The organism is Microvirga aerophila (assembly GCF_003332305.1).
Classification (GTDB): Bacteria; Pseudomonadota; Alphaproteobacteria; order Rhizobiales; family Beijerinckiaceae; genus Microvirga; species Microvirga aerophila.
Map to the genome: position 1 here is coordinate 35024 of NZ_QOIO01000015.1, position 22513 is coordinate 57536.

A 22513-nucleotide genomic window follows, 5' to 3' on the forward strand; every position below is an offset into this window, starting at 1 on the left:
GCGGCAAGGCTTGGATAACGTCGGGTCGATCAACCACCCCTGGAGCTACTATGGAGCGCGACCCGCTTCGCCTCGCCTGGAAGACGAGCCCGGCCCGTCACCTGCTCGGGTTCTGCCTGCTGACGCTTGCCGGTTTCCTGCTTCTCATCGGCCTCGACCTGGTGCGCATCGTGGTGGCCCGGGCAACCGGCGCGCCTGGCGCTTCCGCCGCGGCGAACACGTTCCTGCGCATTGTCATCACGCCGCCCGAGAGCATCTGGGTGCACCCGATCGTGCTGTTCTCCGGCTTCGAGCTCGCGCCGCACACCTTCGCGATTGCGACCATCGGCGGCCTGTTGGTCGTTCCGCTCCTGATCGCCCTGACGCTCACCGTTCTCGACTGGCTCATCGTGAGCATCGGCGCAGGCGTGCTCGCCCACATCCGGACGCGCATTCTTGAGGCGGTCGTCAAGGCGTCCCCGTCGGCTCAGGACGACGCCTCGACCGCCACATCCCTGGCGGGCGACGCCCTTGCGCGGGAGAGCAGCATTCTCGGCGCGGCTCTCCTGATCCCCATGCAGCTGGGCGGCATGATCGGGCTTGCTTTCGCGTATGTGCTCGTGACCGACTGGCGCCTGGGCGCGACCCTTGCCGTCGTGCTGGCCATTGGCGCCATGCTCAACGGGAGGCGGCTCGTCCTGCGGTTCGAGGCGATCCGGGCCCGGCACCGGGAGGGTCAGGACGTCGATGCGGCGTTCGGCGATCTTCGGCATCGCGTTCCGGCCGTGCGGGCCCACGGCACCGGCCCGTTCGAGCGGGACCGGACCCGGCAGGCGCTGGTGCGCAGCCACCGTTTGGTGGAGGCGCGGGAGAAGCGGGTGGCGCTGGCGGACGCGATTGCCGCCGCGGCTCTCATGATCGCGCCGCTCTCGGTGCTCGCGGTGGGCGTCTGGTTCGCCGACGTGAGGCCCCTGTCGGCGGGGTCGGTGGCGGCCAGCATCCTGGCCGGATCCCTGGCGGCCTTTGGCATCCGCGAACTCGTCCAGTGGCACCGCTTCGAAGCCCGCGCCCGGTTTCTTCTGTCGGATATCGGCCAGAGCCTGACCGGACTGCAGCCCCGCGACCGCCGGCAGGCCGGCGCGCACCTGCCGCAGAGCGGCGCGCTCGTAGCCGAGGGCGTATCGGCCTACGACCGCGCGAGCGGCGCCCGCGTCACGGGCGTCACCATGACCCTGGGCTTTCCGGCCCATGTGGCCCTGATCGGCGACGGGGATGCGGGCCCGCGGGTGTTCGCGGCCCTCGTGGGCGGCCTGCTTCCACCCTCAACGGGACGACTGACCTATGGCGGGATCGATCTGGCCGGCGCCGATCCGGCGGAGCGGGCGCATCGCATCGCGGTTGCGGGCGAGACGGTCCTGATCCCCGGCACATTGCGCGACAACTTGGTCTACGGCTCGGCGGACGGGGCGGACGACATCGACACCCGTCTGTCGGAGGCGATCGCCGTGACCGGGCTCGACCGCCTGACCCATGCGCGCGGGTTGTCCGGCACCCTCAACCCCAAACGGGAACCGGAGATCGCCGCGGCCATCGTGGAATCGCGCCGCGCCGTACAGGCGGCGCTGGCCCGCGAGGGGCTCGACCGCTTCGTCGATCCCTTTCATGCGGAGAGCTACAATCGCTACGCCACGATTGGCGAGAACCTGCTGTTTGGAAAACCCATCGGCGACACGTTCCGGGAGGATCGGCTCTCGGGCCATCCCTTCGTGCGGGCGATCCTGGAAGCCGACGACCTGACCAAGCCCCTCGAGCGGATCGGCCTGTCGATCGCCACCAGCATGATCGAGATCTTCGCCGAGATCCCAGACGGTCACCCGCTGTTCGAGCGGTTTTCGTTCTTCTCCGCCGCGGACCGGACCTATTTCGAGGATCTGGTGGAGCGGCGCAGCGAAAAGCGGCGCGGGGTGCAGACGTCCCGCGACCAGGAGCGCCTGATCGGCCTCGCCCTGCGCTACAACGAGAACCAGCATCGCCTGGGGCTCCTTGACGACACCATGCAGAACCGCATCCTGGCCGCCAGGGACGATTTCACCCGTATGCTGCCGGTGAGCCTGAAGCCGTCGATCGAGTTCTACGACGAGAACCGTTTCTGCGCCGCCGCCAGCGTGCAGGACAACGTGCTGTTCGGGCGCATCGCGTCCGACCAGGCGGGAGCCCCCCAGGCGGTGCAGGCCTCGATCCGGCAGGTGCTGACCGAGCGAGGGCTCGACGCCGAGGTATCCCGCATTGGCCTCGACACGCCCATCGACATCCAGGGCAACGACCTCACCTTGAGCGAGATCGCCGCGATCGATCTGGTGCGCTGCCTCGTCCGCCGGCCCAGCATCCTGGTGGTCCAGCGCGCCCTCGACGGATTGCCCGGCCCGGCCGCGGACCGGCTGGTCGCCAACCTGCGCCGGGCTCTCGTCGGCCGGGGCCTCGTGCTCGTGACGTCGGAAATCAGCCCCGCCATGGATCAACCGCCCTTCGACGCGGTTATCCGTTTTGAGCGGGGCGAGCCCGTGATGGAGAACCGCGTCAGGCAGCCGGAGGCTTTGTCTGCATGAAAGATTGGACCTTGACCGTCAGGGCAACTCGCAGTCACCTACCCGCATGTGCGCCAACGCACTTGAGGCGGCTCCCATATTGGCCATGATGATAAGATGACAAGTCGAGTTGAACCTTCCGACCAGATCCAGATCAAATTCTGGGGGGTCCGTGGCTCGACCTGCGCATCGGGACCGCAATTCGTCGAGTTCGGCGGTCACACCCCTTGCGTCGAGATCCGATGTGGCGAGCGCCTGTTCATCATCGATGCCGGGACAGGCCTTGCGGCCCTCGGGACGGAACTCGGCGCCTCCGCCCCGAAGGAGGTCGACATCCTCCTCAGCCACCTGCATCTCGACCATATCGGCGGCCTTCCGTTCTTCAAGCCGGCTCTTCTGAGCAAGGACCGGGTGATCCGCACCTATTGCGGCCATCTCGAAGGCGAAAGCGCGATGGCGCCCCTGGAGCGCCTGTTCTCGCCGCCGCTGTTTCCGGTGCGCCTTGGGCAGCTTCCGGCCCGTTTCGAGCATCACGGCTTCAGGGCCGGTGAGCCCCTGATCTTCGACGACGGGACCCGCATCGAGACCCACCTCCTGAATCATCCAGGCGGAGCGACCGGCTACCGCTTCCACCACCGGGGCCGCAGCGTTTGCTATGTGAGCGATCTCGAGCACAGCGAGCCCTGGCCCGATGCGGGCCTGACCGACTTCATCCGCGACGCCGATCTCGTCATCTATGACGGCATGTTCTCCGACGACGAATATCCCGGCTGCCGGGGCTGGGGCCATTCCACCTGGGAAAAGGGCGTGGAGCTTGCGAAAGCAGCCAACGTGAAGTCCCTGGCGGTCTTTCACCACTATCCTGGCCACGACGACATGTTCCTGAAAGCCGCCGAAGCCACCATGCAGATCGCCATGCCGTCCGCCTTCGTGGCGCGGGAACGCCAAGTGATCACTCTCTCGGCCGCCGAAGAGGAAACGGCAGCGGAGCAGGTGGAGCCGCTGCAGGCATAGCCGGGGCGCTGTGAAGGGTTCGGGGCCGCGACCGGGTCGACGATTCCTCTAAACCTTGCCTCTACAGTCTTTCACCAAGCCCGTCCGCCGCGAATACAGTCCAAGAATGTTATCCTTGTAATTAGTTACTTTATAACGTATTCAGTCTTCAGGCCCCTTACGATCTGCCCAGGGGTAACCACTCGCGCCTAGCGCCGTGCCTGAGGGGAAGACATGACCAACCGCCGCTCGATGCCTGTTCCGTCCACACTTTCGGCCACCTCGGAAAATTCACCCGTGATCGGCAATCTCTCGGGCGACGTCGTCAGAGCAGCCGTAGGGGAAACGGTGCGCCTGGACCAGGGCCTCGACGCCACGGTCACCGACCTGGACGGGAATTTGTTATTCCTCCACGTCTGGAATACAGATGCGGTCGACCAAGTCGGGATCGCGGAAGGGGACGGGATCGTCCTGTCCGGAGGCGCAATCGAGATCGACGGGATCCATGTCGGGACGACCATGTGGATCGAAGGAGATTATTGGATCGACATCATTCTCACCGAGAACGCGACGCCGGCACTCGTGCAGCGCCTCATCCGGGCGTTCACCTACAAGAGCACGAGCACCGATCGCGACGCGATCACGAGAAAACACCTCACCGTTATGCTGCAAGACGCAGACTACAACGATGTGCAGGTAAACGTCAGCGTCGTCGTCGGGCCAGCCAACATCCAAGTCCTGACGCGGGGCGAAGATCATCTGACCTGCACGGAGGGCGCTGACACCTTCGTGACCCGATATCAGGATCTCACGGCGGGCGACCAGATTGCCGGGGGCGACGGTAACGATACCCTGCTTCTCCATGAGGGCGACCGTTTCGATCTGACGCGGATCACCTTTACTGGAATCGAGGCTATCGCGGGATCCGATATTTCGGACGAAATCATCATCTCCGGCGAGCAGTTGCTTGGCGTCGGCGCCATCGATGGCGGCGGAGAGGTCTATAATGGCCTTCACTTCACCGGAACCGACATCAATCTCACAGGCAAAACGATCACGAACATCACGCGCATCGAATTGAAGACCGACAATGCCGCCATCACCCTCGACAACGAGGATCTTGCCAAGAAAGTCTATGCCCGTTTCACTCAAGGCGACAAGCTGGTCCTGAACGCAGGTAGGCTCGACGATGTGGAACGCTTGGCTCTTCACCGCCAGGGTATCGAGACGATTGTTGATGGGGGAGGCCGCAGCACGACGCATATTGCGCCCCTGATCGCCAATCTCGGCGGCGATCAGGTTGCGAGCACTGGAAACACGCCCGTTCTGCTCGATGCCGGCAGCAATGCCACGTTGTCGGACGACGACGGGCAATTCTTGGAACTCAAAGTTTCGGTCACGGGCCGGACCAGCTCCAACGACGTTTTCAGCCTCTCGTCTTCAAGCGGCGTCACGGTCGATCAATACGGAAACATCCGCATCGGCGATCAGACCGTTGCGTCTCTCTTCGGCGGGTCGGAAACGGCATCGGAGATGACGATCCACATCGACGAGACCGCCACGGAGGCGCAGGTCCAGAAGCTTCTCCAGTCCCTGACTTACCGCCATTCGACTGGCGCCCTTGACCAAAACCTTGAGATCAAGATCGAACTCACGGATGTCGGCGGACGCACCGCCTCCCACACGGTCACGGTTCTGGCCTCAACCGATCCCGGCAATACCAACGTGGCCCCCACCAATGTGCGGCTCAACGGCGACACCACTGTGTCGACTCCTGAGAACACCGCCTTCGCGGCAGCGCTCAGCGCCACGGATCCGGATAATACGACGCTCACCTTCTCGTTCGACGCCAGCGCGGCGGGCGGGGGAAACGCAGGCGGCATGTTCGTCATCGACGCCGCCACCAAGCAGCTCAAGCTCGCGCCGGGCAAGACCCTGGACTTCGAGAGCGCCCAGAGCTTCACGGTCTACGTCAAGGCTTCCGATGGCCGGGGCGGCGTCAGCGCCACCCAAGCCCTGACCATCAACGTGACGGATTTGGCTGAAGTCCCAGCCGATCAGGTTCTGGCCGGCTCGTCGAAGGCCGACCGGCTCGTGGGCGGAGACGGGAACGACCGGCTGGCGGGCAAGCTCGGCAAGGACGTGCTGACGGGCGGAGCGGGGCAGGACCGTTTCGTGTTCGACACCAAGGCCAGCAAGACCAATGTGGACAAGGTCACGGACTTCACCACCAAGGCGGACAAGATCCTGTTGTCCGACACGGTCTTCAAGAAGCTCGGCAAGGGCACGGAGCTGAAGCCCGGCAAGATCAAGAAGGACATACTGGCCTTCGGCTCCAAGGCCAAGGACAAGAACGACTACCTCGTCCAGGACAAGGGTGGCGTTCTCTACCACGACGCGGACGGCTCCGGCCGGGGCGCGAAGGTGGCGATTGCGGATTTCGACCGGAAGATCAGCTACACGGATATCCTGATCATCTGAGGTAGGGCGAAAAATTTCCCTTTAGAGCTCCGGCGCGACCGCGCCGGGGCTTTTTTCATGGCTGGTCATCCGCTATCTGCCGGAGGGGTTGCACAAAGGACTTGCCTGAAGGCGCCTCGGTTCCATCCATGGGCGAACGGCTCTAAGCTGCCAAGCCTCCAACTGAAGCAGGACGTTCATGCCAGCTCCCATCCTAGTGACCGGAGCAGCCGGTTTCATCGGCTTCCACGTCGCTCGACGTCTCCTGAAGGAGGGCCATCACGTGGTCGGCGTGGACAGCTTCACGCCCTTTTATGACGTGGCCCTCAAGGAGGACCGCTTCGCGAACCTGACCCCGCACAACACCTTCCTGGGCGAGCGGCTCGATCTGGCGGACCAGCAGGCCACCCGGGAGCTTTTCGAGCGCCACCGCTTCGAGCGGGTCATCCATCTGGCGGCGCAGCCGGGGGTGCGCTTCGTGGATCCGCAGCCCTACGTCGCCTCGAACATGGTGGCCTTCATGAACATGCTGGAGGCCTGCCGCCATGGGGGCGTCGAGCACCTGGTCTATGCCTCGTCGAGCTCGGTCTACGGGGCGAACCGTTCCCTGCCCTTCTCGGAGCACGATTCCACCGACCATCCGGTGAGCCTCTATGCGGCCACCAAGAAGGCCAACGAGATGATGGCACATTCCTATGCGCATCTCTTCGGCCTGCCCTCCACGGGCCTGCGCTTCTTCACGGTCTATGGACCCTGGGGCCGGCCCGACATGGCGGTCTACAAGTTCACACGGGCCATCGCCGAGGGCCGCCCCATCGAGGTGGCCAATGCGGGCAAGGTCTGGCGCGATTTCACTTATGTGGATGACATCGTCGAGGGCGTGGTGCGCCTCGTGGATCGACGGGCCGCCCCCGATCCGGCTTGGGACGCCACCAACCCGGACCCTGCTACAAGCGGCGCGCCGCACCGGGTCTACAATATCGGCAACGACAACCCGGAAGAACTCAACCAGCTCATCGCCCTGATCGAGGATGCGCTCGGCCGCAGGGCGCAGCGCACCGACACCCCCCTGCCCCCCGGCGACGTGCTGGAGACCCGCGCAGACGTGACGGACCTGCGCCGTGATGTGGGTTTTGCGCCCACCACGTCCCTGGAAGAGGGCGTGCGCCGGTTCGTGGCTTGGTATCGCGAGTATCACGGCGCTTAGATATGGCTTACATCACCAGTATGATCGCGGTCCTTTTCAGACCGCTTGAACGTGGGCAGGTGCTCTTCGTGTTCCTAGTCCTGTCGGCGCTGTTGTCCGCAATCCTGATTGTCGTGCTGATGCCGCTCCTCAGGCGTTACGCGCTCGCTCGACCGAATGCCCGATCAAGCCATCGTATTCCGACGCCGCAGGGTGGCGGGATTGCAGTCATTGCTGCTACCTGCCTCCCTATCATGATTATGCTCCTGCTCTCGGAGCCCGATTTCAAATATGCCTGGGAATCCGGCCATGGCCTTAGGTTTCTCTGGCTGACATTTGCAGCCACTATTGGATTAGCGATTGTTGGGGCAGTTGACGATATCCGCCCCCTCCCCGTTTTGCCACGTCTTCTCCTCCAGCTACTGGCCGTCATGGCTATCGCGGCATCCGCTCGCGGCGGAAACTTCCTTCCCCTGCCTGACTGGATTGCTGTAATCGTCGTGTATCTTGCCGGCCTCTGGTTCGTAAACCTCGTCAACTTCATGGATGGGCTCGACTGCATCACCATTGCCGAGATGGTGCCGATTACGGCTTTCGTGGCCATTCTTGGCTGGTTTGGGTTTATCCCACTTTCCGCTGCTCTTGTCGCTGCCGCCTTGTGCGGCGCGCTCCTCGGTTTCGCGCCCTTCAATAGACCGGTAGCAAAGCTCTTCCTCGGGGATGTCGGCTCCCTGCCCATCGGCCTGCTCGTGGGATGGATGCTCCTCCAACTCGCCGGCACCGGCGCCGTCGTGGCGGCGATCCTGCTCCCGCTCTACCATCTCATGGACGCCACCATCACACTGTTGCGCCGGCTGGCGCGGGGCGAGAAGGTGTGGGAGGCCCATCGCAGCCACTTTTACCAGCAGGCCACCAATAACGGCTTTACGGCCCTGTCGGTGAGCGCTCATGTGTTCGGGCTCAATCTCGCCTTGGCGGGGCTGGCTGCCGTGACCCTGCTGTGGCCGTCCTGGCCGGTTCAGGCTGCCTGCCTCACCCTGGGCGTGGCCATAGTTGCCTGGCTCCTCTCCCATTTCGCTAAGCCACGCCTACAATCCCCTGCATGACAGCTCCCCTCATTGCGCTCACCGGCGCGACCGGTTTCATCGGCCAATATCTCCTGCGTGAACTGCCCAAGCGCGGCTACCGCGTCCGCGTGCTGCTGCGCCGTCCCTCCGAGGTGCCGGCGGGTGCCACAAGCGCCGTGATCGGCGACATCGCCCAGCCCTACAACATGGCGGCGGCCCTGCGGGACGTGGATGCCGTGATCCATTCGGCGGGCCTGGCGCATGCCATGTCGGGATACCCGGAGGACGACTACCGGACCATCAACACCGAGGCGACGATCAAGCTGGCTCAGGCTGCCGAGCGCGCAGGAGTCAACCGCTTCGTTTTTCTCTCGTCCATCCGCGCCCAGAGCGGGCCGGTCGCCGAAGGTGTTCTGACGGAGGATCGGGTCTCCACCCCGACGGACGCCTATGGCCGCTCCAAACTGGAGGCCGAACAGGGTCTGGGCAGTCTTGGCATCGATTGGGCGGCCTTAAGGCCGGTTCTCGTCTATGGGCCCGGGGTCAAGGGCAACATGGCGGCGCTGCTCGGACTTGCGCAGTCCCCGTGGCCCCTGCCCCTCGGGGGCCTCAAGGCCAAGCGCTCGCTTCTGTCCCTCGACAACCTGACCGCCGCGGTCGACGCGGTGCTGAAGGCTGAAAGTCCTCTCCGGCGGCCCTTCATCGTGGCGGATCCGGAGCCTGTCACCGTGCCGGAGATCGTCGCTGCCTTGCGGGAAGGTCTTGGGCGGAAGGCCGGCCTGATCCCGGTTCCCCCGGCGATCCTACGGGCAGCCGCCTCACTGACGGGCCGTTCGGAAGCCTATCAGCGCCTCGCCGGGTCGCTCGTTGCGAGCCCGGAAGCCCTGAAAGGCATCGGCTGGCAGCCGGTCAATTCGACGCCAGACGGGCTTCGACGGCTGGCGCAGGCGGCGTCCGGCGCTTGAATTCCGGAATGGCCTGATCGAAGACCCGTTCGGCCGCGGCCCGGTCGCCATGAGTGACAGCCCATTCAAGGGCCTTCAGCCACTGATCCACCCGGGCGCGATCTGCGAAGATGGGCTTAGCCGCCATGACGCCGTCGATGCCGATCTCGGCCATGGGCTCGTCGCGGGCGAACAGGATTTCGTGCAGGCGTTCGCCCGGGCGAGTGCCCGTGACTTGGATCTCGATATCCTCGCCAGGCTCGTAGCCTGCGAGGCGGACCATGCGCTCGGCGAGGTCGTAGATGCGAACGGGCTGACCCATCTTGAGCACATAGACTGAGGCGCGCTCTTGGCCGTTCGAGCCGGCCAGTTGAGCCCGGCTCGTATCGGCGTGGGAGGCCGAGGTGAGCACCAGATCTGCCGCTTCGCGGGTGGTCATGAAGTAGCGGACCATGTCCGGATGGGTCACCGTGAGGGGGCCGCCGCGGGCGATCTGCGCCTTGAACTTGGGCACCACGGACCCGACGGAGCCCAGCACGTTGCCGAAGCGCACCGCGATGAGGCGAGTGGCCCCGTTGTCGATGAATTCCGCATCGAGGGCCTGCGCGTACATCTCGGCGATGCGCTTCGTGGCGCCGAGCATCGACACCGGATCGATGGCCTTGTCGGTGGAGATCATGACGATCTCGCCCGCGCCTGCCTCCACGGCCGCATCGGCCACGTTCACGGATCCGAACACGTTGGTCTTGATGCCTTCGGTCCAGTTCCTCTCGAGATACGGAACATGCTTGAGGGCGGCCGCGTGGAAGACCACTTCCGGGCGGAAATCGAGCATGACCTCACGGATGCGTTCCCGGTCGCGCACGTCGGCGATAACGCCGTCCACATTGGTGTCGCTCGAGAGCAGCGTGGGGTTTTCCAGGATGTGGTGCAGGGAGGGTTCGGAGCTCTCCACGATCATGAGATCGCTCGCCCCGAAGGCGACGACGCGGGTGCAGATTTCCGACCCGATCGACCCGCCGCCGCCGGTGACGAGAACGCGCTTGCCGCGGATAAAGGTCTCGAGGCGCTGCCGGTCGATCTGCACGGTCGGGCGCAGGAGGAGGTCTTCGATCTCGAGCGGCGCCAGCTCCGCGTCGCGCATGCCCTCGCCCAGGCTCGTGACCCGCACCAGCGGCAGGCCGAGGCGCCGGGCCCGGGCGATCAGCCTGTCGGGGTTGGCCTCTGGCACGAGCGCGCTCGGGGTCGCCACGAGACGGCGGATGGGCGTGTGGCGCTCTTGGAACTCCTGAACGACCTCGTCGAGATCCGCGAAGGTGCCTAGCACCGGAACGCCTCGGATCGACTGCCCAAGCTCGTCGCCCCGGTATGACAGGACACCCTTGGGCTGAAGCTTCTTGACCGCTCCCGATTCGATGGCCCGCAGAAACACCTCCACGTCGCTGCCGCGCCCCAGGACCAGGGTCGGAGTGTTGGCGTCCCGCTCGATCGTGTTGCGCGAACGGGCGTATTTCATATAGCGGAAGGCCAAGCGCGGCCCGCCCAGCAGGAACATCTGGATGAGCCAGTAGAGTGCGATGGTGATCTTGCCGAAGAAGTAGAAGCCGAAGAGCTGCGGCGAAACCAGAATGTAGTCTGTCACGAGAAGCGCGAGCGCTAGGACGCTGGTCGCCCGGAAGATGTTGAAGAGGTCGGGCAGGGAGGCGAAGCGCCACTTTGACCGGTAGAGCTGGAAGAACCAGTATACGAACCCGGCAAAGATCACGAAGGGGGGCAGGAACAGGGACAGGTGCGTCAGGCGCTCATCCAGAAGCCTTCCATCGAACCGCACATAGAACGTCGCCACGATGGCGATCGCCGTCATCGCGAGATCGTGGGCGACGATGAGAGTTTTCTTGAAGTCCTGTCGAGTCATAGGCCCAGCCACATTAACAAGCTGCGGTATCCGTCGGGCCCACCCCTCTTGTCAATGTAAGGTTAGTGCAACCCTGCGACGAAGGTCGTAGGGCGAGACCCGTTAAGGAAGGGGCCTATCGGCCACCACGACGAGGCCGTCAGGCCCATTGGACACATGCGCGCTGATGCCGAAGCTCTCGGACAGCCGATCCTCGGTCAGGACCTCGGCCGGGGCCGCGTGAGCCTTGAGCCGGCCTTCGTGAAGGAGAACGATTTCGTCGGCAAAGCGGGCCGCAAGCGTCAGATTGTGCATGATGGCCACCACCGTGGCGCCGGCCCGGGCCTGCTCCTTCAGGACGTCGAGCACGATCAGCTCATGGCGCGGGTCAAGCGCCGCAACGGGCTCGTCGGCGAGGAGCACGGGTGCTTTTGTCGCAAGCGCCCGGGCCAGCAGCACCCGGGCCCGTTCGCCGCCGGAGAGTTCCGTGGCCGGACGGTCCTCGAACCCTTCGAGGTCCGCCCGGACGATAGCCTCGGCGACGGCCTCGCGGCCGGCGGCCGGGAGAGTATCGGGCTTTTCCCCGTGCGGCAGGCGGCCCAGCGCCACGACGCTCCTGACTGGAAGCGGCCAGGCCACCGTGCCGCTCTGGGCCAGATAGGCGATCGCCCGCGCCCGGTCGGTTGCCCGCATGCGCCCGATGGGGGCCCCATTCAGGGTGACGGAACCGGCGGAGGCCGGGAGAAGGCCGGCCAAGGCGCGCAGCAATGTCGTCTTGCCCGCCCCATTGGGACCGATGATCACCGTGAAGCGTCCAGGCTCCAGGGAGAGGTCGACCGCCGACAGGGCGCGGCGTCGTCCCAGATCCACCGACAGGGATCGGGCCACGAGGCGCGTCATGCGGGGGTCTCCGCAAGCTCGGCCTTGCGGCGCGCAATGACCCAAAGAAAGAACGGCACGCCCAGGATGGCGGTCAGCACCCCGATCTTGACCTCTACGCTCGACGGGATGAGCCGCACGGCGCAATCGGCCGCGAGAAGGAGCGCTGCCCCGACAAGGCCGGCCGGGATGAGGGCGCGGGCGGGATCGTAGCCGGTGAGCGGGCGCACCAGATGCGGGGCCACGAGGCCCACGAAGCCGATGGAGCCCGCGACCGCCACGGACGCGCCCGTCCCGATGGCGGCTCCCGCGACTACGAGAAGCCGGAGCCATTTCACATTCACGCCGAGGCTGCGGGCGGTTTCCTCCCCGAGCGCCAGCGCCCGCAGGCCTGGCGCCGCCGCCAGGACGAGGATCGACGCGAACACGATGAAGGGAGCCGCCAGGACAACGTGCACGCTGGAGCGATCCTCGAAGGAACCCAGAAGCCAGAACACGATCTCGGTCACCGCGAAGGGATTGGGCGAGAGGCTGATGGCGAGCGAGGTGCCGGCCCCCGCAAGGCTGCCGACCGCAAGCCCGGCGAGAACCAGCACCACCACGGTGGCGTTGCGGCCCGCCACCGCCACCACAAGCGCGATGGAGAGAAGCGCTCCGGCGATCGCCGCGACGGGCAGGGCCCAGGACAGGGCGCCGACGAGGCCGAAATACAGCACCAGCACCGCACCCAGGGCGGAGGCCTGCGGCGCCCCGAACACCGCCGTATCGGCGAGAGGATTGCGCAAAAGGCCCTGGAGGCCCGCGCCCGTGAGCCCGAAGATCCATCCGACCAGGATGGCCAGCAGCGTGCGCGGCAGGCGGATCTCCCGGACGATCACGCTGGCGCTCCCCTGATCCGAGACGAGCGCCCTCACGGCCGCCACGGGGGTGATCGGCGCCGGTCCCAGGCTGAGCGAGGCAGCGGCCAGGATCGCGATCAGGATGGCAAGGCCCAGGATGAGGGATGGCCGGGAGAAGGACATGGGCTCGGAATGCTCGGTGCGCCTCCGCGATAGCAACAGCGCCGCCCGGTGTCACCCCGTCCGGCGACCATCCGGCCGGCGCGAATGACGCTTGTCCCGTACGGAAACTGAGGCGAGAAGCCGGTTTCGATCCCGCTCGAGTCCGTGATACGAAGCGGATGAAACCCTGGAAAACAAACCGACGAGACCCCGGCATGAACCCGCTTTTCGCCAACCTGCCCACCACCGTCTTCGAAGTGATGTCGAGCCTGGCCCGCGAAACCGGAGCCATCAATCTCGGTCAGGGCTTTCCCGACAACCCGGGCCCCGAAGATGTGCGGCGCGCCGCGGCGGATGCGGTGATGAACGGCTACAACCAGTATCCGTCCATGATGGGCATTCCGGAGCTGCGCTCAGGGATCGCGGCCCATTACCGGCACTGGCAGGGCCTCGATCTCGACGCCACAACCGAGGTCATGGTCACGTCCGGCGCGACGGAAGCATTGGCAGGCGCGATCCTCGGCATTGTCGAGCCCGGCGACGAGGTGGTGCTGTTCGAGCCCATGTACGACGCGTATCTGCCCCTGGTAAAGCTCGCTGGCGGCGTGCCGCGCTTCGTGACCCTGCAGCCGCCCCATTTCCGGCTCACCGAGGAGGCGCTGGCAAAAGCCTTCTCGCCCAAGACCAAGGCGGTGGTGTTCAACAACCCGCTCAATCCTACGGCGACGGTCTTCGGCGCAGAGGATCTGGCGCTTTTGGCCGATTTCTGCCGCCGCTTCGACGCCATCGCCATCAGCGACGAGGTCTGGGAGCACGTGGTGTTCGACGGCCGCCACCAGCCGGTGCTGGGGCTTGAGGGCATGCGCGAACGCTCCGTGAAGATCGGCTCGGCGGGCAAGATCTTCAGCCTCACAGGCTGGAAGGTCGGCTTCGTGTGTGCCGCCCCCCACATCATGAAGGTGCTGGCGAAGTCCCATCAATTTCTCGCCTTCACGACCGCCCCGAACCTCCAGGCGGCGGTGGCCTACGGGCTTGCCAAGGAGGATGCCTATTTCGACGAGATGCGGCGCGACTTCGCCCGCAGCCGCGACCGGTTTTCGGCCGGGCTCGAGACCCTGGGCTTCCGGGTGATCCCGAGCCAGGGCACCTATTTCCTCAACATCGACATCACGCCCTTGGGCGAAACCGACGACGTCGCGTTCTGCCGTCGCCTTGTCATGGATCACGGGGTTGCGGCGATTCCGGTTTCGGCCTTCTACGCAGAAGGCGCAGTCAAGAACGTGGTGCGCTTCTGCTTCGCCAAGCGGGACGAAACGCTGGACGCGGGGCTGGAGCGCCTTGCCGGGGTGGCTAGACGGGCCGCCTGAGGACAGTCTCTCGGACGGCTGAATTCAACATTGTTTCTTCGTCGAGAAAATCCTAGCCTCACCGCGTTTGTTAACCCGGTCTTCGAACCATAGGAGTTCTGAATTCGATGATCCGTATCCTCGCTTCGCTTGCATTGGGCCTTGGCCTTGCGACGGGCGCCGCCGCCCAAGAGCGCGTCGTCAATGTCTATAACTGGTCGGACTATGTGGACCCGAAGGCGCTGGACGAGTTCACGAAGGCCACCGGCATCAAGGTCGTCTACGACACCTATGACAACAACGAGATCGTCGAGACCAAGCTTCTGGCTGGCAAGTCTGGCTACGACATCGTCGTGCCGTCGGGCCCGTTCGTGCAGCGGCTCATCGGCGCAAAGGTGTTCCAGAGGCTCGACAAAGCCAAGCTGCCCAACCTGTCCAACCAATGGCCCGAGGTGACGCAGCGCCTAGCCGTGTTCGATCCCGGCAACCAGTTCGCCGTCAATTACATGTGGGGCACCACCGGCATTGGACTCAACACCAAGAAGGTGAAGGACATCCTGGGCGACATGCCCCTCAACACCTGGGACCTGGTTCTCAAGCCCGAGATCGCCTCGAAGCTGAAGGCCTGCGGCATCTATATGCTGGACTCGCCGGAGGATCTCTTCCCGGGCGTCCTGGCTTATCTGGGCCTCAACCCGGATACCAAGCGCACCGAAGACCTGAACAAGGCCGGCGACGCCCTGTTCCGGGTGCGCGGCAACATCCAGAAGTTCCACTCTTCCGAGTACATCAACGCGCTGGCCAACGGCGACATCTGCGTGGCGGTGGGCTATTCGGGCGACATGATCCAGGCCAAGAACCGGGCCGAGGAAGCCAAGAACAACGTCGAGGTGTCCTACGTGATCCCGCGCGAGGGCGCGCTCATGTGGTTCGACAGCTTCGCGATCCCGGCCGACGCCAAGAACGTGGCCGAGGCGCATGAATTCATCAACTTCATGCTCCGGCCCGAAATCGCCGCCATGAACACGAACTTCGTGTCATACGCCTCGGGCAATCTCGCGGCCAAGCAGCACATCAACCCGGACATCCTCAACAATCCGGGCATCTATCCGGACGAGGCGACCATGAAGCGCCTGTTCACCAACACGGCCTATGACGAGCGCTCCCAGCGCACCGTAACGCGGCTCTGGACCCGGGTGAAGACCGGCCGTTAATCCGCCGCTCAGGATCGGTTTGAAACTGTGTGCTCCGCCATCTCGGCGGAGCATGTCTTTCAGGAGCCTTCAACCATGCGCCTTGTCCCCTTTGCGGCCGCTGCCCTGCTGGCTCTCGCGGCCCCGGCCCTCGCCCAGAACGGCACTGCACCGCGCCAGCCCACCATCAGCGTTGTGGGAACGGGCGAAGCCGAATTGAAGCCGAATTTCGCCCGGGTCTTCGTGACGGTCGCCACCCAGGCCGACACGGTCGCCCAGGCGGCTGGCGCCAACCGCACCGCGACCGAACGCGTGCTTGCCCGGATCGAGAGTCTCGGCATCAAGAAGGACGACATCCAGACCTCGAACTTCCAGGTCTTTCAGACGCCGCAGCAGGTCGGGCCGGACGGCAAGGAAACCAAGGTTCCGCGCTTTTCAGCCAACCACCAGCTGCGCATCACCACCCGCGACCTGGACAGCGTCGGACGACTGGCGGGCGAAATCCTGGCGAGCGGCGACATGACGTTCCAATCCGTCACTTTCGGCCTCGACCGTCAGGAAGAGGGCGGCGACCGGGCCCGCGAGACGGCCGTGCGCGACGCCCGCCGTCAAGCTGAAGTTTATGCGACGGCAGCCGGCGTGACGCTTGGGCGGCTGGTGGAAATCCGGGACGGCACCGCCCAGCCCTTCGAGCCGCAGCCCGAAATGCGCATGCAGATGGCTCTCGCCAAGGGTGCCGAGTCCGCTCCGATCGTACCCCCGGCCACGATCCGCTATACGGCGAGCGTTCAGATGGTCTGGGAGATCGCACCGCGTCCGTGAGTGGGTGCTCAAGCATCAGAAAACTGCGGACTAAGGAGCCTATGCGCCGAGCCGGAGCCGGTAGCTGTACGCATCGCCGCGGAACAGCCCCTCCACGTATTCGACCATAATGTTGCCGTGCGTGTAGCTGCGGCGCTTGATCAACAAGCACGGAACCGGCTGGGTGAAGCCGAAGATCTCGGCTTCCTCCTGGTTGGGAGTCGTGGCCTCGACGGTCTGGTCGCAGTAGTTCAATGGCGTGCCGCATTGCTCGGCCAGAAACGCGTAGACGGATCCGGACAGGTCGCCATGCTCCAAGGCAGGGGCTTCCGCGAGATTGTACCAGGCCACCTCCCGCGAGAGAGGAATGCCGTCGCCGTAGCGCACCCGGACGAGCTTCAGGAACCGGGCCGGCGACGGCAGGCCGAAGATCGACGCGATGGAGCGATCACTCACGATCGCGCGCTCCAGAATGCGCGAGGAAGCCACCTTGCCCAGGAGGCGCATCTCCTCCGTGAAGCCCTTGAGCCGGTCCATTCCGGGATTCAACCGCGGGCCTGTTTCCTGGACCAGGAAACCACGGCGGCCCTGCGAGGCCAGAAGCTTGTGCTGGCGCAACGTGTTATAGGCTTTCTGGACGGTTGCGCGACTGAGCCCCAGATGCTCGGCGAGCTGGCGCTCGGCCGGCAACACCGTGCCGGCAGGAAGCGTTCCGCTTCTGATCAGCGCTTCGAGCTGCTGCTCAAGCTGTTGATAGAGGGGCATGGCCGTGTCGTCCCGCATCCGCAGGAGGCTTGATAACGACGGCCGTTCGCTTGGCCCCTCCGTTTGGGGAATATGGGCCAGGGTCGGGTTTGGCGTTACGCTTTCAGGGCCGCCTTGTGCGCGCTGTTGTGGCGGTCGTTTTCGTTTACTCACGATGGTTCATTATACCATGGATCGCCCGGCTTCTCTCTTTGTCCTCGGCAGCCTCGTCGTGGCCTGCAGCGCCAAGGTCTCCCGTCTCCCTCAGCCAGGCGAATCGCTTTGCGCCGATGCTTTCACCATCGAAATCGGCGGCAAGGGTTTCAACCTGGCTCTCGGCGCTCACCGTCTCGGGGCAAGGACCGAAGGAATATTTGCTATCGGGAACGATCACTTCTCGCAACTGGCCCATAAGGTGTTCTCCCAAACGGGCCTCTCCCCGACGATGCTGCACCCGGTCGATGGGCCAACCGGAAGCGGCATCGGGTTTACGGGCGAGAGGGGCGAGAACTGCCTTGCGGTGTATCCGGGGGCAAACCGCCTTTTGTCCGCACACCACATCCGGGCGGTGGAGCAGGCCGTGCGGGGCGCCGGCTTGGTCGTGGCCCAATTCGAAATCGGCGACGAGCCCATCCTCGAAGCCTTTTCGCTCGCCCGCGCGGCGGGAGCCCGGACTGTGCTCAATCCGTCGCCCTACCGACCTGTCGATCCACGCATTCTCGAGCGCACATCCATTCTTGTTCTCAACCGGGTGGAGGCCGATTGCATTGCCGATAGCCTCGGCCTTGGTGACGCCGAGCCGGGGCTGTCGAGACCCTTTGGCCGGCTGGCCGACGCCCTGCTGGGTCGCGGCCTTGAGATGGTGGTGGTGACCCTCGGACGGGAGGGCGCGGTCGCCTACAAGCAGAACGCGATTCCCCTCCGCCAGCCCGCCTTTCCGGTCGACGCAGTCGATACCCTGGGCGCGGGTGATGCATTCACCGCGGGGCTGGTCACGGGTCTCATGGAAGGCTTGTCCCTTTCGGACAGCCTGGAGCGGGCTGCGGCCTGCGGCGCCATCCTGTGCGAAAGGATCGGCGTGTTCGACGCTCTGCCCACCGTGACAGAACTGGGCCTGTTCATCAGAACCTGGGGCACGAGAATCCCGGCGTAACCGAATTTGTTTTTGGACTGGTTTTGGTATTGCCAAAACCAAGCCGTAAGTTACTCTGGTGTCAGTTGAGTCGGCCCGGGAGCTGACAATGACCTCAAGCCTTTAAGGCGTTGCGTCCTGGCGATTGGGGACATCCCCGCAGTATCAAAGCCGAAGAATTTCAGGGGCCTGACGGATGCCAGGCACCCCGCATTCCGTCTCGCTTGGCGGGAAGTCTCTGCGCCCATGCGAGCGGCCGTAATCACCAGCAGCGTACTTGCGTTCCAACCGGAAGGAGCTGACCAAATGGCCCGTGTATTCCTTGCCCTGATCTTCGTGTTGTCCCTGAGCCCGTTCGAGGCGCAATCCGCAGCGCTCGACAGTGAAGCCGAATGCAGGTCCATCTCCCAGGCGGATCTGTCCAGTTGCAGCTGCCAGGGCCGCTACTTCGAGAGCAAGCTTGGTCCCGACGAAGGGGCAGCCGCGCTGCATCTGGTTGGCCGCAGCTACGTATCGGAGCCTGGAATCACCCTGGCGAGCCTGTACGAGCGCTTCGGCGCCGCCACCTTGAACAAGGTGGCCCAGAGCGTTCTGGAAACCCGGGGCGAGGTGGCCATCTACTGCCCCTTCAGCACGAACCTTAATGATTGACCATGCCAGTCACGCCAGCCGACGTAGCTTTAGGCGCATTCACCCTATGCAACACGGTTCGGGTGTTCGCCTATCTGCCGCAGATCGTGAAGATCAGCCGCGATACGCAAGGCGCGGCCGTGATCTCCTACACCACCTGGGCTCTCTTTGGCGTGTCCCATCTCTCCACGGTCGCTTACGCGGCTCTTGTGGTGACAGACTGGCGCATGGCGGTCATTTTCAGCGCCAACACCCTTTGCTGCGTAATCATCATTGGTGTGACCGCCTGGAAGCGCTCCGTGTTCAAGGCTAGCCAGAGGGGGCCGGCCTCGGCCTCGACGGCGAGCGCCTGTCTTGCGGGCGTACCAGCAGTCTCCCGTGAAGTCGCGGCAAACATAGCCATGAAGCCGGCTGCCATCGTGGGCCGTGCCGCGACATCCTGAGATTAGAGGCGGCAAGCCCGGTTCTGGCGGCGGACCAGCGGCTTATGACCGTATCGTAATTGCGCGTTTTGCGTATTCCCGGCGCTATTCTCTTGAGGAGCACTGCCATGTTGGCGGGCTGGATCGACATTTTCGGCTATGCCGCATCGGGTCTGACACTTGCCACCTTTGCCCAGCGGACGATGCTGCCCATGCGCATTCTGGCGATTGGGGCAAATGTCTGTTTCATCGGGTACGGGGCCATGGGCATGTATCTGCCCGTCCTTGCCCTGCATCTCGTGCTGCTGCCGATCAATTTGGCCCGCCTATGCACGCTGATCGGCCCTTCCGGCGACAGGATGGAGAGCGCCCAACAGTCGCTCATCGATGACTCGCCTCTGCCAGGGGCGTCCAGCGGATTGCTCTAGCGAATCGTGCGGTAAGCCGAATCCACGTTTGCGCGGCGAACGATGCGCCGCTCTTGAAGTGCGCCGGACCGGAAGGACTCATCAGGCGGCCTTCGGGTACTCGGTCATGATCGCGTAAAGGGCCGCGGCGTCGCGGGTGGCGCGCACCCGCTCGATCAGGCCGGGCTCGCGCAGGACGCGGGCGACCCGCGACAGCGCCTTGAGATGGTCCGCCCCGGCCCCTTCGGGGGCCAGGAGCAGGAACAGGATATCGACCCGTTGACCATCCAGGGCCTCGAACTCGATAGGCTTCTCCAGCCGCGCCATCAGGCCGAAGATGCGGGTCAGGCCCGGCAGCTTCCCGTGCGGGATGGCGATTCCCTCGCCGATTCCCGTGGAGCCGAGGCGCTCCCGCTGCAGCAGCGCCTCGAAGACGGCGGTCTGGTCGAGGCCCGTCAGCCGCGCCGCATGGAGCGCCAGCTCCTGAAGAGCCTGTTTTTTACCGTTGACGCGAAGCGCGGGCAGAACGGCTTGGGGGTCGAGGAAGTCCAGCAAGGGCATCGATCAAGCTGCATATGTTGTGAGGCCGATATGGCCTCGCACTGGTCCAAGCAAGTCCCGGGCCAAAACGGCAAAACCCGTCAAGACTGCGCCGGCGGAGGGTCGACCCATCCGATCGCCCCGTCGCCGCGGCGGTATACGACGTTCACGCGGCCGGAGCTAGCGTGGATGAACACCAAAGCGGCCGCGCCGGTCAAATCGAGCCGCATCACGGCGTCGCTCACCGATAGACGGTGCAGCTCCTTCGTGGTCTCCGCAATCACTACCGGGTGGTAACCCTCTTCCTCGATAGCCTCGTCGCTCGGGGCCTCGAACACCGAATAGGGCGCCGCGAGGCTGGGGCTGCGGCTGCTTCCGGAGGAGGCAGGGTGATCCTTGAGCCTCTGCTTGTAGCGGCGAAGACGCCGTTCGATCCGCTCGGCGCTCTGGTCGAAGCTGGCATAGGCGTCCTGGGCGGCCCCCGTGGCCTCGAGGGTCATGCCCGAATTCAGGTGAAGAACGCAATCCGTCCGGAAGCCGGCCCCGTCCCGGGTGACCGTCACATGGCCCGAATAGCCCCCGTCGAAATACTTGGTCAGCGCGCCGGCCATGCGCGCCTGCACCTGGGACCTAAGGGCCTCGCCGATATCGAGATTCTTGCCGGATACCCTCAGTGACATGGCGATCTCCTTGGTTCGTTTCCCCGTGCGCCCTTGAGCGGCGCACCATTCGGACCGGAAAAACCGGTTCTGCTTTTTCGCGCGATACGCTTGCCCGGACGGTTGCCGGTCGCGGTGAGTCTTGATGGGATGATGATGGTTTCAATGAGGTCAAAACCAGCCTTGAGGTTTTTATCGGTTACGATGCCTTCCGACGATGCTTGCTCATTCGTCGCCGTTCGGCCGATGAGGGAATGCGGAGGGCCTCGCGGTATTTCGCGACGGTCCGGCGAGCGACTTCGATACCTTCCAGCTTCAATTTTTGGGCAATTGCATCATCCGACAGCACAGCTCCGGGGGCCTCGGCTCCGATCAACTGTCCAATCCGGTGCCGCACGGCATTCGACGAATGCCCGCCCTCGCCCGCGGCCGCATTGAAGAAATACTTCATCTGGAAGACGCCGCCAGCCGTGCCGATCGCCTTGTTGGCGACCACCCGTGAGACAGTTGATTCGTGCATGCCGATCGCTTCGGCCACATTCTTGAGGGTGAGCGGCCGAAAGGCCGCGACCCCGTGCCGGAAGAAGCCGTCCTGTTGCCGGACGATCTCGGTCGCAACCTTCAGGATCGTCTTCGCCCGCTGGTCCAGGCTGCGTGTGAGCCAATGGGCGCTCTGCAAGCATTCGGACAGAAAAACTTTCTCCTCGTCATTGCGCACCGCCTGGACGACCTGGGCGTGGTAGGTGCGGTCGAGAAGGATGCGCGGCAGGGTGTCGGGGTTGAGCTCGACCAGGAAGGCCCCATCGGGAGCGGCGCGGACGAAAACGTCGGGAACGAGCACGTCGATGGGCACGGACGTGAAGGCGAGGCCGGGTTTTGGCTTGAGACGGCGGATCTCGGCCAGCATGTCGGCCAGATCCTCCTCGTCGACGCCGCACAGCCGCTGGAGAGCCGCGAAATCCTGCCGCGCCACCAGGTCGAGGCGCGCGAGCAGCGCCTCCATGGCTGGATCGAGCCGGTCGCGATCGCGCAGCTGGATGGTCAGGCACTCGGCGAGATTCCGCGCGCCCACCCCCGGAGGATCGAAGCCCTGGATGAGCCGCAAACCCGCCTCGACGGCGGCAGGTGACGCCCCGACCGCATCGGCGATGTCCTCCAAGTCCTCGGTGAGGTAGCCGGCCTCGTTCAGGCTGTGGATCAGGTGCTGACCGATGGCGCGCGCCTGGGGATCGGCGGATGCCAGGTCGAGCTGCGCCTCGAGATGCTCCGTGAGGCTCGCCGCGCGGGCAAGGGTCGCCTCCAGCTCGGGCTTGATGTCGGTTTCGCCCCCGGACGCGCGGGTGGAGCCGCCCGATGAGGTTCCCTTGGGGACAGGCAGCGGCCGGGGAGCGCTTCCGCCCATGAAGCCGTCCGCGGACCGGGCGGTCTGGGCGCGGGATGCCGAAATACGCGGCAGCGCGCCGCCTTCCGCCTCCTGCAGGAGAGGATTTCGCTCGAGCTCGGCTTCCACATAGGCGCAAAGCTCGGCGTGGGAGAGCTGCAGAAGCTTGATCGACTGAAGCAGCTGCGGAGTCATCACCAGGGACTGGCCTTGGCGTAGTTCGAGCCGTTGCATTGAACTCATGACGGCATCCAGCGAACCTCTCGCATG

The 22513-nt window shown here is 64.8% G+C and carries 20 protein-coding genes; 13 read left to right on the forward strand and 7 right to left on the reverse strand.

The features are described from left to right. The first annotated feature begins 50 nt into the window (after nucleotides 1-50). The 6 genes from DRB19_RS10190 to DRB19_RS10215 all read left to right on the forward strand — a co-directional run bounded on the left by DRB19_RS10190 (nucleotide 51) and on the right by DRB19_RS10215 (nucleotide 9235). On the forward strand, nucleotides 51-2585 hold the full coding sequence (locus DRB19_RS10190; protein ID WP_114185935.1) for an ABC transporter ATP-binding protein: 2535 nt from the start codon (nucleotides 51-53) through the stop codon (nucleotides 2583-2585). A gap of 96 nt (nucleotides 2586-2681) precedes the next feature. After that, a complete protein-coding gene (locus tag DRB19_RS10195) occupies nucleotides 2682-3578 on the forward strand; it encodes an MBL fold metallo-hydrolase (RefSeq protein WP_114185936.1) in 897 nt (298 codons plus the stop codon). 213 nt (nucleotides 3579-3791) lie between these two features. Further along, nucleotides 3792-6038 (forward strand): cadherin domain-containing protein, encoded by a 2247-nt coding sequence (locus tag DRB19_RS10200; RefSeq protein WP_114185937.1) that lies wholly within the window; start codon nucleotides 3792-3794, stop codon nucleotides 6036-6038. Between the two features lie 178 nt (nucleotides 6039-6216). Next, the gene (locus DRB19_RS10205; protein WP_114185938.1) at nucleotides 6217-7224 is read left to right on the forward strand and encodes an NAD-dependent epimerase; all 1008 of its coding nucleotides are present in this window, start codon (nucleotides 6217-6219) and stop codon (nucleotides 7222-7224) included. Between the two features lie 20 nt (nucleotides 7225-7244). Continuing rightward, nucleotides 7245-8309: an MraY family glycosyltransferase gene (locus DRB19_RS10210; protein WP_114186009.1), complete on the forward strand. Its 1065-nt coding sequence runs from the start codon at nucleotides 7245-7247 to the stop codon at nucleotides 8307-8309. Continuing rightward, nucleotides 8306-9235, forward strand: coding sequence for an NAD-dependent epimerase/dehydratase family protein (locus DRB19_RS10215; RefSeq protein ID WP_114185939.1), 930 nt, complete (start codon nucleotides 8306-8308; stop codon nucleotides 9233-9235). The genes DRB19_RS10210 and DRB19_RS10215 overlap by 4 nt, the downstream gene beginning before the upstream one ends. Here DRB19_RS10215 and DRB19_RS10220 read toward each other — a convergent pair. From DRB19_RS10220 to DRB19_RS10230, 3 genes are all read right to left on the reverse strand, one after another. After that, on the reverse strand, nucleotides 9180-11129 hold the full coding sequence (locus tag DRB19_RS10220; protein ID WP_114185940.1) for a nucleoside-diphosphate sugar epimerase/dehydratase: 1950 nt from the start codon (nucleotides 11127-11129) through the stop codon (nucleotides 9180-9182). The two genes, DRB19_RS10215 and DRB19_RS10220, sit on opposite strands and share 56 nt — an antisense overlap. A 102-nt stretch (nucleotides 11130-11231) precedes the next feature. Further along, complete coding sequence (locus tag DRB19_RS10225; protein WP_114185941.1) at nucleotides 11232-12008, reverse strand: ABC transporter ATP-binding protein; 777 nt, start codon at nucleotides 12006-12008, stop codon at nucleotides 11232-11234. Continuing rightward, nucleotides 12005-13009 carry a FecCD family ABC transporter permease gene (locus DRB19_RS10230; RefSeq protein WP_114185942.1) on the reverse strand — a complete coding sequence of 335 codons (1005 nt, stop codon included), beginning with the start codon at nucleotides 13007-13009 and terminating at the stop codon, nucleotides 12005-12007. Before DRB19_RS10230 ends, DRB19_RS10225 begins: the two co-directional genes overlap by 4 nt. A gap of 194 nt (nucleotides 13010-13203) precedes the next feature. Here DRB19_RS10230 and DRB19_RS10235 point away from each other — a divergent pair, with 194 nt between their 5' ends. The 3 genes from DRB19_RS10235 (at nucleotide 13204) to DRB19_RS10245 (ending at nucleotide 16349) form a co-directional block, all read left to right on the forward strand. Further along, nucleotides 13204-14355 (forward strand): aminotransferase, encoded by a 1152-nt coding sequence (locus tag DRB19_RS10235; protein ID WP_114185943.1) that lies wholly within the window; start codon nucleotides 13204-13206, stop codon nucleotides 14353-14355. A gap of 107 nt (nucleotides 14356-14462) precedes the next feature. Further along, nucleotides 14463-15548: a polyamine ABC transporter substrate-binding protein gene (locus DRB19_RS10240; protein WP_114185944.1), complete on the forward strand. Its 1086-nt coding sequence runs from the start codon at nucleotides 14463-14465 to the stop codon at nucleotides 15546-15548. 75 nt (nucleotides 15549-15623) lie between these two features. Beyond that, on the forward strand, nucleotides 15624-16349 hold the full coding sequence (locus DRB19_RS10245; protein ID WP_147021785.1) for an SIMPL domain-containing protein: 726 nt from the start codon (nucleotides 15624-15626) through the stop codon (nucleotides 16347-16349). A gap of 39 nt (nucleotides 16350-16388) precedes the next feature. Here DRB19_RS10245 and DRB19_RS10250 read toward each other — a convergent pair whose 3' ends face one another. After that, nucleotides 16389-17093 (reverse strand): GntR family transcriptional regulator, encoded by a 705-nt coding sequence (locus DRB19_RS10250; protein WP_245439385.1) that lies wholly within the window; start codon nucleotides 17091-17093, stop codon nucleotides 16389-16391. Nucleotides 17094-17262: 169 nt separating this feature from the next. Here DRB19_RS10250 and DRB19_RS10255 point away from each other — a divergent pair, with 169 nt between their 5' ends. The 4 genes from DRB19_RS10255 (at nucleotide 17263) to DRB19_RS10270 (ending at nucleotide 19684) form a co-directional block, all read left to right on the forward strand. Further along, the gene (locus DRB19_RS10255; RefSeq protein WP_210207461.1) at nucleotides 17263-18225 is read left to right on the forward strand and encodes a ribokinase; all 963 of its coding nucleotides are present in this window, start codon (nucleotides 17263-17265) and stop codon (nucleotides 18223-18225) included. A 285-nt stretch (nucleotides 18226-18510) separates the two neighbouring features. Further along, nucleotides 18511-18855, forward strand: a complete 345-nt coding sequence (locus DRB19_RS10260; RefSeq protein WP_114185948.1) for a hypothetical protein — start codon at nucleotides 18511-18513, stop codon at nucleotides 18853-18855. A 2-nt stretch (nucleotides 18856-18857) separates the two neighbouring features. Beyond that, a complete protein-coding gene (locus DRB19_RS10265) occupies nucleotides 18858-19277 on the forward strand; it encodes a hypothetical protein (protein ID WP_147021784.1) in 420 nt (139 codons plus the stop codon). Between the two features lie 107 nt (nucleotides 19278-19384). Continuing rightward, nucleotides 19385-19684 carry a hypothetical protein gene (locus DRB19_RS10270; RefSeq protein ID WP_174799960.1) on the forward strand — a complete coding sequence of 100 codons (300 nt, stop codon included), beginning with the start codon at nucleotides 19385-19387 and terminating at the stop codon, nucleotides 19682-19684. 81 nt (nucleotides 19685-19765) lie between these two features. Here the strand turns inward: DRB19_RS10270 and ptsN are convergent, their stop codons facing one another. From ptsN to rpoN, 3 genes are all read right to left on the reverse strand, one after another. Beyond that, nucleotides 19766-20224 carry a PTS IIA-like nitrogen regulatory protein PtsN gene (ptsN, locus tag DRB19_RS10275; protein ID WP_114185950.1) on the reverse strand — a complete coding sequence of 153 codons (459 nt, stop codon included), beginning with the start codon at nucleotides 20222-20224 and terminating at the stop codon, nucleotides 19766-19768. Nucleotides 20225-20304: 80 nt separating this feature from the next. Continuing rightward, entirely contained in the window at nucleotides 20305-20883 is a 579-nt protein-coding gene (hpf, locus tag DRB19_RS10280) for a ribosome hibernation-promoting factor, HPF/YfiA family (protein ID WP_114185951.1), read from the reverse strand. Between the two features lie 178 nt (nucleotides 20884-21061). Further along, nucleotides 21062-22486 carry an RNA polymerase factor sigma-54 gene (rpoN, locus tag DRB19_RS10285; protein WP_114185952.1) on the reverse strand — a complete coding sequence of 475 codons (1425 nt, stop codon included), beginning with the start codon at nucleotides 22484-22486 and terminating at the stop codon, nucleotides 21062-21064. Between the last annotated feature and the right edge of the window lie 27 nt (nucleotides 22487-22513).

Excerpts from the sequence above, each read along its gene's own strand:
- DRB19_RS10190 (WP_114185935.1), top strand. The coding sequence starts at position 51 with ATGGAGCGCGACCCGCTTCGCCTCGCCTGGAAGACGAGCCCGGCCCGT.
- DRB19_RS10195 (WP_114185936.1), top strand. The coding sequence starts at position 2,682 with ATGACAAGTCGAGTTGAACCTTCCGACCAGATCCAGATCAAATTCTGG.
- DRB19_RS10200 (WP_114185937.1), top strand. The coding sequence starts at position 3,792 with ATGACCAACCGCCGCTCGATGCCTGTTCCGTCCACACTTTCGGCCACC.
- DRB19_RS10205 (WP_114185938.1), top strand. The coding sequence starts at position 6,217 with ATGCCAGCTCCCATCCTAGTGACCGGAGCAGCCGGTTTCATCGGCTTC.
- DRB19_RS10210 (WP_114186009.1), top strand. The coding sequence starts at position 7,245 with ATGATCGCGGTCCTTTTCAGACCGCTTGAACGTGGGCAGGTGCTCTTC.
- DRB19_RS10215 (WP_114185939.1), top strand. The coding sequence starts at position 8,306 with ATGACAGCTCCCCTCATTGCGCTCACCGGCGCGACCGGTTTCATCGGC.
- DRB19_RS10220 (WP_114185940.1), bottom strand. The coding sequence starts at position 11,129 with ATGACTCGACAGGACTTCAAGAAAACTCTCATCGTCGCCCACGATCTC.
- DRB19_RS10225 (WP_114185941.1), bottom strand. The coding sequence starts at position 12,008 with ATGACGCGCCTCGTGGCCCGATCCCTGTCGGTGGATCTGGGACGACGC.
- DRB19_RS10230 (WP_114185942.1), bottom strand. The coding sequence starts at position 13,009 with ATGTCCTTCTCCCGGCCATCCCTCATCCTGGGCCTTGCCATCCTGATC.
- DRB19_RS10235 (WP_114185943.1), top strand. The coding sequence starts at position 13,204 with ATGAACCCGCTTTTCGCCAACCTGCCCACCACCGTCTTCGAAGTGATG.
- DRB19_RS10240 (WP_114185944.1), top strand. The coding sequence starts at position 14,463 with ATGATCCGTATCCTCGCTTCGCTTGCATTGGGCCTTGGCCTTGCGACG.
- DRB19_RS10245 (WP_147021785.1), top strand. The coding sequence starts at position 15,624 with ATGCGCCTTGTCCCCTTTGCGGCCGCTGCCCTGCTGGCTCTCGCGGCC.
- DRB19_RS10250 (WP_245439385.1), bottom strand. The coding sequence starts at position 17,093 with ATGCCCCTCTATCAACAGCTTGAGCAGCAGCTCGAAGCGCTGATCAGA.
- DRB19_RS10255 (WP_210207461.1), top strand. The coding sequence starts at position 17,263 with ATGGATCGCCCGGCTTCTCTCTTTGTCCTCGGCAGCCTCGTCGTGGCC.
- DRB19_RS10260 (WP_114185948.1), top strand. The coding sequence starts at position 18,511 with ATGGCCCGTGTATTCCTTGCCCTGATCTTCGTGTTGTCCCTGAGCCCG.
- DRB19_RS10265 (WP_147021784.1), top strand. The coding sequence starts at position 18,858 with ATGCCAGTCACGCCAGCCGACGTAGCTTTAGGCGCATTCACCCTATGC.
- DRB19_RS10270 (WP_174799960.1), top strand. The coding sequence starts at position 19,385 with ATGTTGGCGGGCTGGATCGACATTTTCGGCTATGCCGCATCGGGTCTG.
- ptsN (WP_114185950.1), bottom strand. The coding sequence starts at position 20,224 with ATGCCCTTGCTGGACTTCCTCGACCCCCAAGCCGTTCTGCCCGCGCTT.
- hpf (WP_114185951.1), bottom strand. The coding sequence starts at position 20,883 with ATGTCACTGAGGGTATCCGGCAAGAATCTCGATATCGGCGAGGCCCTT.
- rpoN (WP_114185952.1), bottom strand. The coding sequence starts at position 22,486 with ATGAGTTCAATGCAACGGCTCGAACTACGCCAAGGCCAGTCCCTGGTG.